11 protein-coding genes and 2 pseudogenes are annotated in these 15,809 nt (G+C 69.0%); 3 read left to right on the forward strand and 10 right to left on the reverse strand.

Annotated elements, in window-relative coordinates; all coding sequences use genetic code 11:
- Window positions 1-83: 83 nt before the first annotated feature.
- The 7 genes and pseudogenes from ADK65_RS39665 to ADK65_RS29945 form a co-directional block, all read right to left on the reverse strand.
- Entirely contained in the window at window positions 84-4,805 is a 4,722-nt protein-coding gene (locus tag ADK65_RS39665; RefSeq protein WP_078956214.1) for a putative T7SS-secreted protein, read from the reverse strand.
- Between the two features lie 2 nt (window positions 4,806-4,807).
- On the reverse strand, window positions 4,808-5,464 hold the full coding sequence (locus tag ADK65_RS29925; RefSeq protein ID WP_053674112.1) for a hypothetical protein: 657 nt from the start codon (window positions 5,462-5,464) through the stop codon (window positions 4,808-4,810).
- Entirely contained in the window at window positions 5,454-5,876 is a 423-nt protein-coding gene (locus ADK65_RS29930) for a hypothetical protein (RefSeq protein WP_199825731.1), read from the reverse strand. The genes ADK65_RS29925 and ADK65_RS29930 overlap by 11 nt, the downstream gene beginning before the upstream one ends.
- Window positions 5,877-6,362: 486 nt before the next feature.
- Window positions 6,363-6,518, reverse strand: a pseudogene (locus ADK65_RS39485) (MFS transporter); the annotation flags it as partial.
- Between the two features lie 144 nt (window positions 6,519-6,662).
- Window positions 6,663-7,601: an NAD(P)H-dependent oxidoreductase gene (locus ADK65_RS29935; protein ID WP_053674114.1), complete on the reverse strand. Its 939-nt coding sequence runs from the start codon at window positions 7,599-7,601 to the stop codon at window positions 6,663-6,665.
- A gap of 91 nt (window positions 7,602-7,692) precedes the next feature.
- Window positions 7,693-8,586: an alpha/beta hydrolase gene (locus tag ADK65_RS29940; RefSeq protein WP_053674115.1), complete on the reverse strand. Its 894-nt coding sequence runs from the start codon at window positions 8,584-8,586 to the stop codon at window positions 7,693-7,695.
- Window positions 8,587-8,626: 40 nt separating this feature from the next.
- Window positions 8,627-9,847, reverse strand: a complete 1,221-nt coding sequence (locus ADK65_RS29945; RefSeq protein ID WP_053674116.1) for an FAD-dependent oxidoreductase — start codon at window positions 9,845-9,847, stop codon at window positions 8,627-8,629.
- Window positions 9,848-10,038: 191 nt separating this feature from the next.
- Between ADK65_RS29945 and ADK65_RS29950 the strand changes: the two genes are divergently transcribed.
- Entirely contained in the window at window positions 10,039-10,956 is a 918-nt protein-coding gene (locus ADK65_RS29950; RefSeq protein ID WP_053674117.1) for a LysR family transcriptional regulator, read from the forward strand.
- A gap of 216 nt (window positions 10,957-11,172) precedes the next feature.
- Here ADK65_RS29950 and ADK65_RS29955 read toward each other — a convergent pair whose 3' ends face one another.
- The 3 genes from ADK65_RS29955 to ADK65_RS29965 form a co-directional block, all read right to left on the reverse strand.
- Entirely contained in the window at window positions 11,173-12,378 is a 1,206-nt protein-coding gene (locus tag ADK65_RS29955) for an MAB_1171c family putative transporter (protein ID WP_053674118.1), read from the reverse strand.
- Complete coding sequence (locus ADK65_RS29960; protein ID WP_234353001.1) at window positions 12,375-12,878, reverse strand: hypothetical protein; 504 nt, start codon at window positions 12,876-12,878, stop codon at window positions 12,375-12,377. Before ADK65_RS29960 ends, ADK65_RS29955 begins: the two co-directional genes overlap by 4 nt.
- Before the next feature lie 259 nt (window positions 12,879-13,137).
- Window positions 13,138-13,647, reverse strand: a complete 510-nt coding sequence (locus ADK65_RS29965; protein ID WP_053674120.1) for a helix-turn-helix domain-containing protein — start codon at window positions 13,645-13,647, stop codon at window positions 13,138-13,140.
- Between the two features lie 524 nt (window positions 13,648-14,171).
- Between ADK65_RS29965 and ADK65_RS29970 the strand changes: the two genes are divergently transcribed.
- Both ADK65_RS29970 and ADK65_RS37575 read left to right on the forward strand, forming a co-directional pair.
- The gene (locus tag ADK65_RS29970; RefSeq protein WP_053674121.1) at window positions 14,172-14,966 is read left to right on the forward strand and encodes an AfsR/SARP family transcriptional regulator; all 795 of its coding nucleotides are present in this window, start codon (window positions 14,172-14,174) and stop codon (window positions 14,964-14,966) included.
- Window positions 14,967-15,428: 462 nt separating this feature from the next.
- Window positions 15,429-15,809, forward strand: a pseudogene (locus ADK65_RS37575) (crotonyl-CoA carboxylase/reductase); the annotation flags it as partial.

Here is a 15,809-nt window from a genome sequence, read left to right on the forward strand (position 1 = left end):
ACGGAATGGGCGCCCAGACCCTAGCAGTCGATCCCGGCGCTGCCCGGGCAGCCCGTGCGGTGCCGAGCTCGGGGGACCCGTCCCTACGGATTCAGCCAGTAGGTGGACAGTTGGTAGGCGCCGTCGGGCCGCTGAATGACCCGGTAGCCGACGTCGTGCCCGTCGATCTGCACCGACCTGTCGAGCGGGCCGCTGAACTCGGGGGTCCTGGCGCGGGGAACGACCCCGCCGTCCCTCATGTACGCGTACACATCGGAGACAATTGCTTGTTCAATCTGGTTGGGTTTCAAGTTGGTGGTCCGCAGATCGTTCGTGGTTCCGTCCGGGCCGGTGTGGGCTCGGTCGTAGCCGTGGCCGGTGTTGAAGTGCCACTGGTCGTCGCCCACCATGGCGGAGCGTTTGAGATCCTGTCCCTCGCCTTTGGAGGTGTACTCGCCGATGGCCGGGCCGTCGCCGTTCGGGTACGGCGACAGGCCGAATGGGTCGCAAACGGTGTGCGGGTTGGTCACGTAGGCGACCGGGTTCGGCGCCGGCGAGAGCCCCAGAGGGTCCGGAGACGTGTACCGGCCGGTCTCCGGGTCGTAGTGACGGAAGAGGTTGTAGTGGAGGCCGGTCTCTGGGTCGTAGTACTGGCCGGGGAAGCGAAGGGGGGTGTAGGTCGTGCTGGAGCGGGACCAGGCGGTCGTTCCCCACAGAGTGGTGCGGGCGCGCCAGGCGATGCGCCCGGACTCGTCGACCAGTTCGGTGGGAGTGCCGAGCAGGTCGGTGGCCACGGCGAAGAAGCGCCGGTCGACCTCCTCCTGACGGGCGTCCGGGGTGAGGATGCGCTCGGTTTGTGCGAGAGGCGTGAGGCCGCGGTGCTCCCAGGTGAGCGCTACCGGACGAGGCAGGTCGCTGGAAACGGTGGTCTGTTCGCAGAGGGTCAGGCCGTCCCAGGTGAAGCGGATCTCCTCTGCAATGGTTTTGCCGTCCGCCGCCAGGCGCTGCTTGGCAGTGCGCCGGCCCAGGGGATCGTAGCGGTAGCGCCAGTGGGTGTCGTCGGGGGTGACCACGGAGATGAGGCGGTCCTCGGCGTCCCACGTGTAGCGCCAGGTGTCCGGTTTGCGGGAGAGCCGGACCTTCTGGCGCAGGGTGACGCGGCCGAGGGCGTCGTGCTCGAAGCGGATGTCACCCGCACGCGTGACGGTCGTGCCGGTGTAGGCGCGAGGGCCGGTGGCCTCGTGGCCGGGGTGTGAGTCGGGCCAAGCGGCCGAGGTCTGGTTGCCGCTCGCATCGTATGCGTACCGCTCGCTCCAGCCGCGTGCGTGAACGGCGGTGACCCGGCCGGCCGGGTCGAGGTCGAAAGTTCGCGCCCCCGACACCCAGTCGGACGTTGCGGTGAGACGGCCGTCGGCGCGGTAGGCGTACGTGCGCCGGTTGAGGGTGCGGGAACCAGCCATGAGGTGCTGGCCCGACAGCCGGCCGGCCTCGTCCCAGACGGACGCCTGGGTGACGATGCCAGCGAAGACCCGTTCCACTTCGCGTCCGGCCGCATCGTGCGTGAAGGTGATGTCGTGGCCTCCGGAGGTTACCCGGATGGGGCGACCCGCGGCATCGTAGGCGTAGCTCGTGACCAGTCCGGTAGGGGTGGTGCGACGGATCCGGCGGCCGGCGGGGTCGTAGGCGTGGTCGAGGGCACGGCCGTCGACGAGTTCGGTCTTGAGCCGGCCGCACCGGTCGTAGCGGCGCACCAGTTCGCTGTCGGGACTCGACGCCTGAATCAGGCGTCCGGCCCGGTCGTAGGCGTGGACAGTGGCCCGGCCCGCGACCTCCTTGCGGACCATCCGGCCGAGTTCGTCGTACGCGTATGCGGCCACGCCGCCGAGGTGATCGGTCCGGGTGGTGACCTGTCCGGCGGCGTCGAGGCCGTAGGTGACGGTGCGGCCGTCGAAGTCGGTCTCGGACACGAGCCGGTCAGCCCGGTCGTACCCGTACGTCCAGACGAGCCCCTGCGGGTCAGTGACCCGGGTGAGCCGCAGACCCGTGTCGTGCTCGAACTCGTACCGTGCGCCGTCGGGCTGAGTGCGGGCGGCGAGGAGGTCGAAGTGGGTGTATTCGAAGCGGGACACTCCGCCCGCCGCATCAGTGTGGGTGAGACAGTTGCCCTCGCCGTCGTAGGTCCATGACTCGGTAGCGCCGTCGGGGCCGGTGCGTCGGGCGAGTTGCCCGTCGGCGTGCCACTGAAGGCGGGTGACGCCGCCTACCGGGTCGGTGATGCGGACCGGCCTGCCGAGGGCGTCGCGTTCCAAGCGGGTGGTGCCGCCGTCAGGGGCGGTCACCTCCACCGGGCGGCCTGCCTCGTCGCAGCGCACGACGGTGGTGGCCTCCAGGGCATCGGTGACAGACGTCAGGAGACCGGACTCGTCGTAGGTGTAGCTGATGGTACGGCCGGCGGGATCGGTGACCGCCGTGCGGTTTCCCCGCTCGTCGAACTCCTGGAGCCACCGGGCGCCATCCGGATCGTGACGCTCCGTGGGCAGGCCGGACGGGGCGCGTACGACGCGGAGTTCGGTGCCGTCGGGACGTGTGACCGTGACAAGCCGGCCCTCCTCGTCGTAGGAGAACGCAGTGGTGCGGCCCAGTGGGTCCGTGCGGAACTGCAGGTCGCCGCTCGGGCCGTAGTGGAACCGGGTGGTGTTGCCGAGAGGGTCGGTGGTGGCCAGGAGGCGGCAGCCGGGGCCGATCAGGTGCCGGGTGGCCCGGCCGTCGGCGGTGGTCAGGATCGTCGTCCGGTGGCCTGTCTCGGGGTCGGATTCGGTGTAGGTGAGGGTGATCTGGACGTGGCCTGCTTCGCCGCCTTCGGCGATGACGCGGTCGCGGTCGTCGTAGGTGTAGTCGTAGCGGCTGTTGTTGGAGTCGATCCAGGCGATGACGCGGCGGCGGTCGTCGTAGACGAAGGTGGTGGCGGCGCCGGAGGGTTTGGTGACGGTGGTGAGGTTGCCGTCCTGGTAGCCGTAGTTCATCAGGGGCAGGTCCGCGCCGCCTTCGCCCGCGTCGGCGAGGGACAGGGCGGTGACCAGGCCGTCGGCGGTGGTCAGCTTCACCTGGTGGCCCGCCGAGTGGACCAGGGCCAGCGGCAGGCCGTCCTCGCCGCGGTCGACGGTGATGGTGTGGCCGTTGCGTTCGGTGATGGCGGACAGCCAGGCCTCGCCGTCGCCTCCCGGTTCGCTGTCGGGCGGGGCGGTGAAGTGGAAGGTCAGGCCGCTGTCGGGGTCGGTGAGCGTGTAGTCGCCGTCGGCGTCGCGGGCCAGCAGGGTGCGGGCTCTGCCCGATGAGGGGGTGGTGGGGGCGCCGGGGACCGGGTGCGGGTAGGGGATGAGGAGGCCGTCGGCGGTGACGTGGACGACGCCGATGGCGTCGATGCGCAGGTGTTCGTCGATGGTGGAGGTCCAGGAGGGGCCGAGGAAGCGGCCGACCGCGCAGCCGGATTCGGTGCGGCGGGTGAAGACCAGTGGCAGGATGCCGGGGATTTCGACGTCGGTCTGGGGGAGGAACATCCGGCCGGAGGCGAGGTCGACGGGGTCGGTGCCGTCGGTGGTGCGCTCGCCGTCGGGGCGGTTGTGGGTGCCGTCGGGGGCGTCGTCGAGCAGTCGGCGCGCCTTTGCGAGGTCGGACGCCTCCTCGGCGATGCGGATGCCCTTGACCGCGGCGCCGCCGCCACCGGTGGCGGCTGTCAGTGCGAGGTCGGGGATCAGCCGGCCGAAGCCCTCGGCCGGGTCCTTCATGAAGTCGCCGATCATCTGCTTGCCGGTGCCGACCGGGTCGTTTCCGGCGACGATCAGCCCGGCGGCGAGGCTGTTGAGGGAGGTCGCGTACTCGGCCGGGTGCGTGATGTTGTACGGGTCGACGGGGTTGACGCTGCGGACGAAGTTGAGGATGCCCGCCGTGCCCTTGATGATGCCGCCGCCGACGTGGTCGCCCATGATCTGGAACTCCTGGAACCCGCCTGCCAGTTGCTCGGCGTAGGAGGGCTTCTGCGGGGCCATGTCGCGGGCGGCGCGGACCGCGGTGCGTGCCGTCTCCGCCGCCGAGTTCCGCTGCTTGCGGGCGTCGGCGAGGATGTCCTGCGCCTCCTGCATCAGCTTTTTGCCGGGGTCGTCGAACGTCGAGGCGGGCCTGGGCGGGAGCGAGGCCGGGTCGCGCTTGTCGGCGGGCTGGGCGTTGTAGCGGTCGACGGCGCTGTTGTAGGCGTCGACCTTCTTGCGGTGGGCGTCGGCGGCGTCCTCGGAGGCCTTGACACCCTCCTTCCACTTGTCGATCGCCGTCTGGGCCTGCGCCTGTGCCCAGGTGATGGTGCCGGCGAAGGCGTCGAGCGCGCCGAGCGCCTTCGCGCAGGCGTCGGCGGCGGCGTACCACTTGGGTGGCTGGGTGCTCACCGCGGTGCGCAGGGCTTCGGCCGTCTCGCCCTTGAGCCGGGAGGAGTCCAGCCCTTTCAGGCCGTCACCGGCGTCGTCGAAGGCCGTCTGGAAGGCCCGGAGTTTGTCGGCGGTGGCGGTGACTTTGCTCGGGCTGCCGTAGATCAGCTTGGTCTTGTCCTCGGTCTGCCCGAGGTCCATCTCGTCGACCTCGGCGCCCATGCGGTTGGCGACCGAACGGGACTGCTCGCGCACCCAGTCCGAGCCGGACTCCCAGCCGACGTCCTGCAGCCGGTCGGCGGTCCAGTTGCCGGCGTCCTCGACCCGGTTGCCGGCCCACTCGACACCGTCCTCGATCGCGTTCTCGACCGAGTCGGGCGTGACGTCGCTGAGGAAGTCGCCTATACCCACCGTCAGTTCCCCCCGGACTCACCCTGCTGCTGCGCCTGCTGGGCGCGTTCCTCCGGCGACGGGCCGAAGGTGTCGTCCAGCGCCTGGTTCCACTGCTCCTCGGAGACCCCCGACGCGTCGATGATCGCCTGCGACCGCCGGCCGCCCTCGCCCTCGGTGAGAACCGTGCGGCCGGTGTCCTTCCACGTCTGCTCGATGTCCTCACCCGCCTTGTCGAACGACTCCGCGCTCCAGTCCGGGTTCAGGTAGTCCGGCGTGACGATGTCACCCCAGCCCTGCTGGGCGATCTCCTCCTCCGTGGCGTGCGGGTTGCCGCCCATCACGGAGTTGACGCCCACCTTCAGCGTGCCCTCGACGTACTGGTCGTGCTCCCACTGGGTGCCCGCCGCCAGTCCGAGGCGGTTCGCGAGCGCGCTGGCGTCGCCCACGAGGGCCCGCACACCCCACTCCCAGCGTTCGCAGAAGTCCTCGAAGTCGACCGAGAGGCCGTGGTGCCCGGCCTCCATCCCGGTCATCGCCAGCTCCGAAAAGCCCTTGCCCATCACCGAGCCGGTGGCGCCGCCCAGATCACCGAGCCCGTCGATGGTCGCGCCCACACCCTGCGTGAACTTCGCGACAGACGCCTTGTCGAACTGCAGATCGGCCCCGTCAACGCCCATGGCCGCGTCCCTCCTTGGCCTCTCCGGAGTCGACGGCGACGTCGTTCGCAACGATGCCGACGACCGGTGGGAAGAACATCGACCCGTCCTCGGTGGCGATGTCGACGGCCAGGCCGGCTGGTTCGTCCAGGGAGGGCACGACCTCGTCGACGATGCGCGCGCCCAGCAGCGCCGCGTAGCCCATGGGCTGATCACCGGATCCGTGCAGCAGAGCGAACCGGGCCAGTGCGGCCTCGTCGGTGAACCCGCAGATCCACCGCACCCCGCCCGACCACGCCGACCACAGGCCCCCATCGGCCACAGGCACCAGAAGGACCGAGCGCCGCATCTCACCGACCAGCGCCCGGGGGTCACCGACTCCCCTCCTCTGCTCGGCAATTCGCTCGGCGAACGCTGTACTGGTCCGCTCCACGGGCCCTCCCCGGCGTAGGCGACTGATGGCACCGTAGATCACGACGCACGCGAACGTGTCGGCGGTTCTCCTGGAAGCCCATCACGGCCCTGCACGCCGCCCTCAGTTCGAGACCGCTGTGGAGACAGGGCAGCCCTCACGGGGCAGATTCGCGCCAGGAGCCGTGTACGGCTTCGGTATGTCCGTCACGCCGCCGCCCGGGTGCGGGTACGCGAGCTTCGGGGAAGCGTCTTCCCACAGGGTGTGCACGGTACGGCGCCGACGAGTGTGCGCATACCGGCCACAGCTTGAGGAGTGAGCGGGAGCCGGCTCGTGCAGGTGAGCTGGTCGCGGCGGCATCTTCCGCCCAAAAGGGAGGGATGGACTGTCGGTCATGACGCTCATTTGACGCCCTGGGCGCCCGCAGACGGGGCAGAGAGTCGATGATCCGGCTCTGACCTGGGCGTTTTTGTGACCCGCCCAGGTCCATATCTTTCCGATGACCTCGTCACGCACGACGGCCCGGGCGATGACGATGCCGGCGGCCCCCGCCAGGCCCTGGATCAGACGCATGCCGATGAGCACCGGATCCGGGGCGAGGGCGCACAGGGCACCTGCCACCACGTACACCGACAGGCCCGTGATCAGCGGCCTGCAAGAGGTGCGTCGGTCGGCGGCCGCGGGCGTCAGGGTTGCCTGCCGCGCGCGGCCGCCGCGGATGGGGGCAGCCGCTGCGTTCGCTTCAGCGGTCGAGGTGCGCGACGAGTGGGGCGCGCCGGTGTCGGGGGAGAGCCCGCGTACGGTCGTCTACGGCCGCGGTGGGCGCAGGACGGGGACGCTGTCGCGGAACGCGGCCGCGTGCTTGTCGATGTCCTGGGGGTCCGGCTCCAGTGAGGCGGCGCTCAGCAGTTCCCGGTAGTGCTCCTCCAGCTCCGTGAGGGTGTGGACGGAGGAAGCGGTGCCGGCGGGGGAGAAGTCGACCCGGACGTCGCCGTCCTCGACGACGAAACGGCCCGCGGCCCCACAGGTGCCGCATTCGGCGCGGTCGCCGCGCAGCACGATCAGGTCGAGGTGGCACATCGGGCAGGTGCCGGGCTCCCCCAGGAATTGGACCTCGTCGTGGGGGAGACCGAGCTGCCGGGCGACCGCGCCGCCCAGCCGCTCGGCGCGCAGCACAGCCGCTTGGTCGGTGGCTGTGCCGCCCAGGCCGCCGGGGGTGCGGACTTCCATCTGGTCGGCGACGGCCAGGTGCAGGGGGAAGGCCAGGGCGTGCAGAGTGGGCAGGGTCAGCGTGCGCCAGTGAGGTGACGGGCAGCCGCCCACGGCGATGAAGCCGGCCACGCGCGGCTTGAGGACCCGCGGATCGGGGGCCGTGTCGAGGCCCAGAAGGACGCGAGGTTCCTCCTGCTCGGCCGGGCCGTGTTCGCGACGGGCGAGGGCCTCACGGACGAAGACCACGTCCGTGCGCGGACCGAAGGCGCGGTCGATGAGGAGCTTCAGCGCGCCCGGCGCGCTGCGGGTGTAGGTGGGGGAGCTGACGATCACGCCGTCCGCGTCGAGCAGCCGGTCGCAGAACCAGGCCGCGTCGTCCCCGGCGTCCGCGGTGGCGGCGGTCACCAGGGACAGGTCGTTCAGCCGCACCATCTCGACGGCTGTCCCCTCGCGCGCGGCCGCTGTGAGCGCGGCCTTCAGCAGGACCTCGGCACTGCCGTCCTCCTGCCCGCAGGCAAGTCCGAGCAGACGCATCGACCACACCTCTCTGTGTTCGGGGGATGAGGGTCGGTCCGCCGGGCCACGCGGGCTGCGGCGGACCGGACGGGAGCGGAGCGTGGGGCGGTCAGCCGCGCAGGGTGGCGGCCAGCCAGTCGGCGCTGCGGGTGACGATCTCGGAGAAGTGGTGCGAGAGGATCTCGTAGTGCTGGCCCGGGTACTCGATGACCTCCTTCGGGTCGGGGATCCGCTCGTACATCTCGCGGGCCTCCTCGACGGGGGCGACGGTGTCCTTGGAGGCGAGGATCATCAGGACCGGGGCGGTGATGCGTTCGGCGTAGGCGCGCACCTCCATCTCGAAGATGCGGTCGAGGGTCGAGATGGTGATCTCGTTCCGGAAGCTGGGCAGGTGGTGGATCATGTTCTCGACGAACTCCAGGCCCTCCTGGTCGCTGAACATGACCGGGTCCCCGGGTTCCGGGACGCCGTGCAGGCGGATGCTCGCGGCGGGCTCACCGCGGAGCTGGGCCTGACGGTCGGCGGGGATGAGAGCTTCCAGCTCCGCGAGCGTGTCGGCCGGTTGGAGGGTGCGCGCGCTCCAGCCGCTGACCGGGGGGATGATGCTGACGACGGCTTTGACCCGGCGGTCGGTGGCGGCCGTGAAGAGGGAGTTGGCGCCCCCGATGCTGATGCCCCACAGGGCGATGCGGCCGGGGTCGACGTCCTCGCGCAGGGTCAGATGGGTGATGACGTCGCGCAGGTCCCGGCACTGCTGCCAGGGATCGAACTGCTGACGGGGTTCGCCGTCACTGTAACCGGTGTTGCGGTGGTCGTATATCAGGCAGGCCAGACCGGCGTCGGTGAAGCCCTGGGCCATGGCGAACATGGATTCCGCGGGGCCGCCCAGGCCGCCCTGCAGGATCGCGACGGGCGGGCGTTCGGGGCCGTCGGCCGGGCGGAACAGTTTGCCCCGCAGGGTCAGTTCCGATACGCGGAACTCGATGTCTTCGGTGACGGGCATGGTTCTCCTCGTGGTGCGGCTCGTGGCGGGGAGGCGGCGATCAGGTGTGACTGACGGGGAGGTCGTCGGGCAGGAAGTCGGTGTCGGCGGCCCGCGGGTCGGCCGAGGCGCGCAGGATGGGGAAGACCTCGGCGCGCATCTCGGTCTCGTACTCGGCCACGGCCTCCGCCACGGGAGTGCCGCCGTGGGCGGCGCGCTCCAGGGCCCGGGCGAGTGCCGCGGCGTCGCGCAGTGCCGTGTTGGCGCCGGAGCCGAACGAGGGGGGCATGGCGTGGATCGCGTCTCCGAGCAGGGTGACGCGGCCGGCCGGCCAGGGATCCGCCGGCTGCAGGTGACGCGTGGACACCGGGAAGATCGTCGACGTGTCGATGTGCTCGACGAGTCCGGCCAGGGCGGGATCCCAGCCCCGTACCGCGGTGCGCATCAGCGCGTGCAGGGTTTCGGCGGAGCTGTGCCACAGGTCGGGAGCCCCGGCGGCGACAGGGCTGCCGGGCGGAAGGCCTAGGTTGACCATGATGTAGGGATCGACGGGATCGACGGGGGCGCCGGGCGCCAGTTCGGCCACCGCCTCGGCGACCGGCCTGCGCGGCCGGTACACGCCGTACGCGAACATCGCGCCGTTCGGCCCCACGGCTGCGGCGAAACCGTCGAACAGTGCCTCGGGCAGACTCGCCGCCAGATCGTCGGTCAGCGGTGCGGTGGAGTACAGGCCGCGCATTCCGGTGTCCACGACCGGGACACCGGGCAGCAACTGCCTGCGCACGACGGAGTTGATGCCGTCGGCGCCCACCAGGACGTCCCCGGTCTCGCTCGTGCCGTCGTCGAGCAGCACCCGCACCTTCTCGCCGTCCGTCTCGAAGCCGGTGACGGTGCTGTCGTAGCGGACGATGTCCTCCAGGCCCAGGCCCATGATCTGGCGCAGCGTGCGCCGGTTGACCGCTGTGTGGGGCCGCCGCGGGTCGTTGGGCGGGCCGATGTGGGGGCGAGCGCCGAGTTCGCGGGTCTGGTGATCGAGCATGACCATGACCTCACGGCGCGGCGTCTCGCGCGAGGTCTGCATGTAGAGCTCGAAGAGGTTGTCGGGCAGGCACTGCTGGAGAGCGCGGCCACCCGCGCCGTTCATGTGCAGGCGGTAGCCGGCCCGCCCGATGCCCGGCGCGCTCTCGTGGACGGTGCAGCTGATGCCGGCGCGGCGAAGACCCTGCGCCAGACAGAGCCCTCCGATGCCTCCGCCGGCGATCAGGACGTGGAACGACGGCATTGTCGCCTCCTTGATGGGCTCGGAACACCTGCATCGATCGGTGCAGGCCCGAGAACGCGAACGTCTGGGGTGGTGGCGGTTCGTCTGACACGAGGTCCCGCCGAGCCGTGCCACCACTCTTGCGTCCGCCCCGGGATCAGGGAAGCCGAAATCACCTATGCTCGACATAGACCGGGCTGATGATCATCTAGGTGGGTGCCGTGACGCTGGACCTCAACCTGCTGCCACCGCTGGACGCGCTCCTCCAGGAGCGCAGTGTGACGCGCGCAGCACAACGGCTCGGTCTGAGCCAGCCCACGCTGAGCGCGGCCCTGGCCCGGCTGCGCCGGCACTACGGCGACGAACTCCTCGTCAGGGTGGGCAACAGCTACGAGCTGACCCCTCTGGCGGAACGACTGGTGGAACACACCGAGCAGGCCCTGAGCTGGGCGGACCGGGTTCTCCAGACGCGCCCCGGCTTCGATCCCACCCAGGCCCGGCACGAGTTCACCGTGATCATGGCCGACTGTCAGCTGCCCACGTTCGGGCGGGCCTTGGCCGACCTGGTCGGCACCGCCGCGCCGAACGTGCGGCTGCGGTTCCAGCACAGCACCGAACGGGTCGTGCAGCAGGCGCTGGACAACCTGCGCACGGTGGACGCCCTCGTCCTGCCCCAGGGCATCCTGTCGAACATCCCCACCTTCGACCTCTACAAGGACCGCTGGGTGTGCGTCGTGTCCGCCGACCGCGCCCCGGCCGTCCTCGGGCGGCAGGAACTGTCGGAACGCCCTTGGGTGTTGCCCTACCGTCACCCGTCACCGGTCTTCTCCCCCCTGAACCGCCTGCACGCCGAGGGCATCGAACCGCGCGCGGAGATCGTCACGGAGAACTTCCTGGCCATTCCCCACCTGGTCGCGGGGACCGACCGGATCGGCCTGATGCCCGAGCGGGTCGCGATCCCCGACCTCTCCGGACAACCGATCACCGTCGTCCAACCCGGCTTCGAGATCGGCCACTTGGTGGAGTCCCTGTGGTGGCATCCCCTCCATGAGCGGGAACCGGCCCACATGTGGCTGCGCCGCATGGCCGCTCAGGCCGGGCAGGCAGTCGAGAGCGGCCCCGTGGTGTGAGGACGTGCCCTTGGGCGGGGGGCGGGAGGTGTACAGCCACCGGTCGGCATCGAGCGCGGGCACCCCGGTGTCGGCCCTTGCGGCGATCCGGTCCGGCTCCGGGCATGGAACCGGCGGTCACCAGGGGGGCCGCCGCGCTCGCCCGCGCCCTGCCGTCCGGTGCCGACGACGACCGCGTGGCAGTCAGGTCCGGCGAGAACCTCCCATCTCTGGATGTCACGCGATGTCCTGATCGGATGCGGTGGTTACAGGAGTGCCGGTGGTGGAGGCGGCAGACGCGGCCGGGGCATGGACCGCGGGCGAATGATAGGCGTCGCTGATGGCCCGGAGCCTGTCGACCTCGACGTCGAAGTCGAAATCCGCAGGGAGCTGGGGACTCGGTTGCGCATTGCCTGCCGGTGCCGGTGATGTGCCGGCGAGCTTGGCGGCAACGGCCGTGTGCAGCCAGATGGCCTCGGCCAGGGCGGACCTCTGATCGGGGGTGGGTTCGTGCTGGTCGGCTGCAGCGTCGGCTCGTTCGCGAAGGTCCGGTGAGGCATAGCCTGCCAGCACCAGAGTGGCGTCACGGATCTCGATCACTGCTCGGTGCAGCCGGACCCGCGGGCCGGGACGCATGGACTGGATGTCCAACACGACGTGGGGAACGGCCCTGGTGAGCACTGCCCACAGTGGACGGATGTCTCGCAGCGACCGCCAGTCACGCAGCACACGCCACCGGACGCCGATGGCAGGTATGGAACTTCCCAGGATGATCAGCGAGATGGAGGTGTACTGGAGGATGTCGGCGACCTGGTTGGTCCACGCGGCCTCGATGCCGGTGTGCGACAGGCCCAACAGCATCAGGATGGTGCGGAAGAGGCTGTACAGCAGTCCGAAGGCACTGCCCGCCCCGAGTGTCCGCAGGCCCCAGCGCAGCCATCGGGCGCCCGCATGTCTGCTGCTTCCCCAGAACAGCCGAGTGGCCACAGCCATGGCCAGCGCGAGAGACCCGAAGCAGACCATGTAGTAGGCGGTGCCCGAGGCAGACCCCATGTTCGTCTCGAAGAAGTTGTCAGATTCCTCTGGCCGAGAGGTGAACGCGAAGAGGACAGCCAGTGACGTCATGGTGATCGCGGATGCCGGAATGAGGACTCGGCGTAAGCCGGAGGCGGACTCGGGCCGGGTGATAACGGTGACAAAGTCAAGAATCGCGGCGGATGCGACGATGCCGAACAGGTTCTTGCCCAGGGTGGCCAAGTTGTGGACGCCGCACAAGGCGTCAGCCGCGTGCATGACGGCCGGCACCCCGAGGGTCATCGCCACCGCAATCGACGCGAAGGCGACGCACAGTGCACGCTGCCTGGGTGTGCGGATGGCGCCGGGCAGGCGCCAGGCCGCCACGGCCCACAGCATGATCAGAGTGATGCCCTTTACAGCTGTCACGTCCTTCCCCCTGGGTGGCCGAGAGCGTCGTTGAGGCGGGCAAGGACGTCCGACGCGTCGTCTGACGTAGAGATGGCCTCGTTGCGGCTGGCGCGTTCAAGGATGAGGGTTGCCAGGGTCTCTGCCTCCTCCTCCTGCCGGTCCATGAACTTGGTGCGGCCCAGAAGGTGAAGGATGCGGTCGGTGGACAGCCCCAGTTCGATGTCGCTGGACGTGGGTCTGGTGGCGGCCACTTTGATCCGGGCGGCCTCGGCACGCATAGCCTTGGCGATGGATGAATCGGGATGCGATCCCTCTTCGAAGTCGCTGGTGCACGCCAGAAAACGCCGGAAGTGCTCCGAGACGGTGACGAGTTCCTCGTCGGCATCACCGCTGACGTGCAGCTGAGGCGAGACGTGGCCGAGCAGCATGTGGGCGATCTCGTGCAGGACGATCTGGATCTTGAGTATGTCCGCGGCCCCGGCCTCGTAGAACACCAGATCCGCCGTGTCGAGGCCCACCCAGATGCCGCACGGCAGGTCGGTACCAGCCGGGCCGTCGAGGGGAAGTACGAGGAGCGGACGTCCTCGTTGTGCAGAGATGTTCGCGCAGAAGACCTCCAGGTTGAACGGCTGAGGGATGATCAGCCCGTCCGCAACTTCCGTGTGCACGACGCCGCGCCCGCGCCTCCACCACCTCATACTTGGCTCCCCCGCCATTTCCCGGCACAGACACAGGCACAGTCCGGTCGGACACTCGCGCCGATACGGTGCTTGCGAACTACCCGCGACGATGTCTCGACGGGGGAAGCTTGACCTCGGACAGACCCTCGGCTTGACGGAACCCCTCGACGATGCTCTTGATTCCGCGAATCGACCGAGCTGACAAGCCGCCGAGGCGGAACGCCACGGCGCGAACCTCGTGGTCCTGCAGGACGTCGGCAAGTTCATCGGCGGCTTCGGCCGCTTCAGCGCTCTCCTTGATCTCCCGGATCCGGTCCTCAACGGCTTCTGAGACGTCGTCATCAAGGAAGTAGGCGGTCGGCACGCCGAAGAAGTCAGCCAGTGCGCGGAGCGAGTCGACGCTGGGGTTGGTGACCTTGCCGGTACGGATCGCCTGGACGGTGCCGTGGGAGACCGTGGGGTCTCCTTCGCCGGCACGGTCCCTGATCAGTTCGGCGATCTCGTGGTACGTGAAGGGCCCACGTCCCGCGGGATGGATCGCGCCGATTAGGTAGTCCAGTCTCTGAGCAATCGTACGCCGACTGTTCGCCGAGCCCCTGCCGCTCATCCGTCAGCCTCCCTCCGCCTGTGTGGTCGCGGACGGGTGTCCGTCCGCGTCTCATTGTCTCCTTCGCTAGATATGGTCGCAACCAACCTCAGATTCGCATCAAATTTACTTGACAGGCCGGAGTGGTCGCCGCGTACATTCACCTCGCGTCTAGCCAACTAGCGCGACGGTAGGAGGCGTCTAGTTTCCAAGATGCGTCGCATGGTGCGCTCGAGGAGTGCCGGCCAGAGGTCTCTGTGCTGAAGCACTTGGGCTTTCGCCTGGTGCGGCGAGAGTGCGCACCGAACGCCGCGCCGGTGTGTGTCGTCTTGTTGCGGTACGTAGCCGCATCGGCACGGAGAGGTGCGCGGAGCGTCTAGTTCGCTAGGCGGGTCTATTCGGGGGGCGCTGGGCTGAGGGTCGGAGCTTCGGGCTTACGAACACGGACGGAGGGGCGGGGCGCTCCGCCGAAACGTTTGGGCTCGACAGCGTGCAACCGTGCGGATTTACGCGATGTTTCCACAGGGTCACATTACGGGGGAAAGATGCAGTTTCAGATACTCGGACCATTGGAAATCGAAACGAAAGACGGGCAGCGCGTAAGCCCTCGAGCGCTCAAGCTGCGCTCACTCCTGGCTTACCTGTGCATGCACAGCACACGGCCCGTTTCGATGGACCGCCTCATCGAAGCCCTCTGGTCCGGGACGCCTCCACAGAGCGCCACCACAGCGCTGCACGTGTACGTTTCGCAGCTGCGGAAATATCTGTCGAGCGTGGGAGTCGATCCCAAGCTGATCGTCACGCAGCCGCCCGGGTACCGGCTGGACCTGTGCAGCCAGACGCTTGACCTGCGCCGATTCGAGTCCCTGCTGTGCCACTTCCGCAGCCTCCACGCGCAGGACCAGCTTGAGGAGGCGGCGGAGGCCCTCAACGCGGCCCTGGCTTTGTGGCGCGGTCCGGCCCTCGAAGATCTTCACGCGGTGCCCTTTTTCCACAATCTGTGCCGGCAGTTGAACGAGAAGCGCGCCTTCGCTTACGAGCAGAAATTCGAGATCGAACTCAAGCTCGGACGTCACAACTCACTGATCGGTGAACTCTACTCGCTCATTGATGAGCAGCCGACCCGCGAGAATCTCTACTGGCACCTGATGATCGCTCTTTATCGCAGCGGTCGCATCGCGGAATCGCTCGCAGAGTACGGCAGGATTCGAAAGACCCTCGTTCAGGACCTGGGGGTCGAGCCCGGGCTGAAGTTGCAGAAGTTGCATCGAGCAATTCTTGCGCGAGAGGCGTGGCTGGACGACTCGTGGGACGACGTGAGGTCCGCGTACGCCTGCTGACCGGGTCGCCGGCACGGCGTTCCACGCACTCGGTACCGACTCGCCCGGAATGCAGCGACCGCTGAATCCGACGGTCGATCTGAACCGGCTGTGCCCACGGTCACCCATGCACCGCGGTTGAGGCCGCTCACGGCCCGGCCCCCGGCCCGTGGGTCACCGCGTGGTGGCCCGGCGATGGCCGCGGCTGCTGCCGGGGCCGGAGACAGTTGTAAAGCCGTCCGATCACGCGGTCGAACAGGCCCCGCTGGACCTGAGGGCCTCGGCGGCCGGCGCCGGCTCGCAGCATCTGCGATAAGGGGAAGTTGGCCGATCCGCCGGTTTGTGGAAAGCAGACCGGACGAGTTCCGGCGTCATGTGCGCTTTGCAACCGTCGTATCCAGGAATCAGCGTCGACGGTGCTGCGCTGTCGAGCCGACGGCGACCTCCTCCCCACTCCCACACACATAACAGACTCAGAGGGATCTGAACGTGAAAGACATACTGGAAGCCATCCTCTCCGATCATGCGACAGCCCACGATTTCGCCGCCGTCGCTGTTCCGGCGAGCTATCGGGCCTGCGTCCTGCGCAAGGAAGACGTCGGAATGTTCGAGGGCATGGCTACCGCAGAAAAGGATCCCCGCAAGTCACTGCACCTCCAAGAGGTTCCGACTCCGCAGCCCGGTCCTGGCGAGGCTCTGGTGGCGGTCATGGCCAGTTCGGTGAATTACAACTCCGTCTGGTCGGCGATCTTCGAACCCCTTCCGACCTTCGGCTTCCTGGAGCGCTACGGCCGCACCAGCGACCTGGCCAAGCGCCATGACCTGCCGTACCACATCATCGGCTCCGACCTCGCGGGAGTGGTG

It is taken from the genome of Streptomyces sp. NRRL B-1140 (assembly GCF_001280065.1).
In the GTDB taxonomy this organism is placed as follows: domain Bacteria; phylum Actinomycetota; class Actinomycetes; order Streptomycetales; family Streptomycetaceae; genus Streptomyces.

Coding starts and splice junctions, on each gene's coding strand:
- ADK65_RS29925 (WP_053674112.1), bottom strand. CDS start 5,464: ATGGGCGTTGACGGGGCCGATCTGCAGTTCGACAAGGCGTCTGTCGCG.
- ADK65_RS29935 (WP_053674114.1), bottom strand. CDS start 7,601: ATGCGTCTGCTCGGACTTGCCTGCGGGCAGGAGGACGGCAGTGCCGAG.
- ADK65_RS29940 (WP_053674115.1), bottom strand. CDS start 8,586: ATGCCCGTCACCGAAGACATCGAGTTCCGCGTATCGGAACTGACCCTG.
- ADK65_RS29945 (WP_053674116.1), bottom strand. CDS start 9,847: ATGCCGTCGTTCCACGTCCTGATCGCCGGCGGAGGCATCGGAGGGCTC.
- ADK65_RS29965 (WP_053674120.1), bottom strand. CDS start 13,647: ATGAGCGGCAGGGGCTCGGCGAACAGTCGGCGTACGATTGCTCAGAGA.
- ADK65_RS29970 (WP_053674121.1), top strand. CDS start 14,172: ATGCAGTTTCAGATACTCGGACCATTGGAAATCGAAACGAAAGACGGG.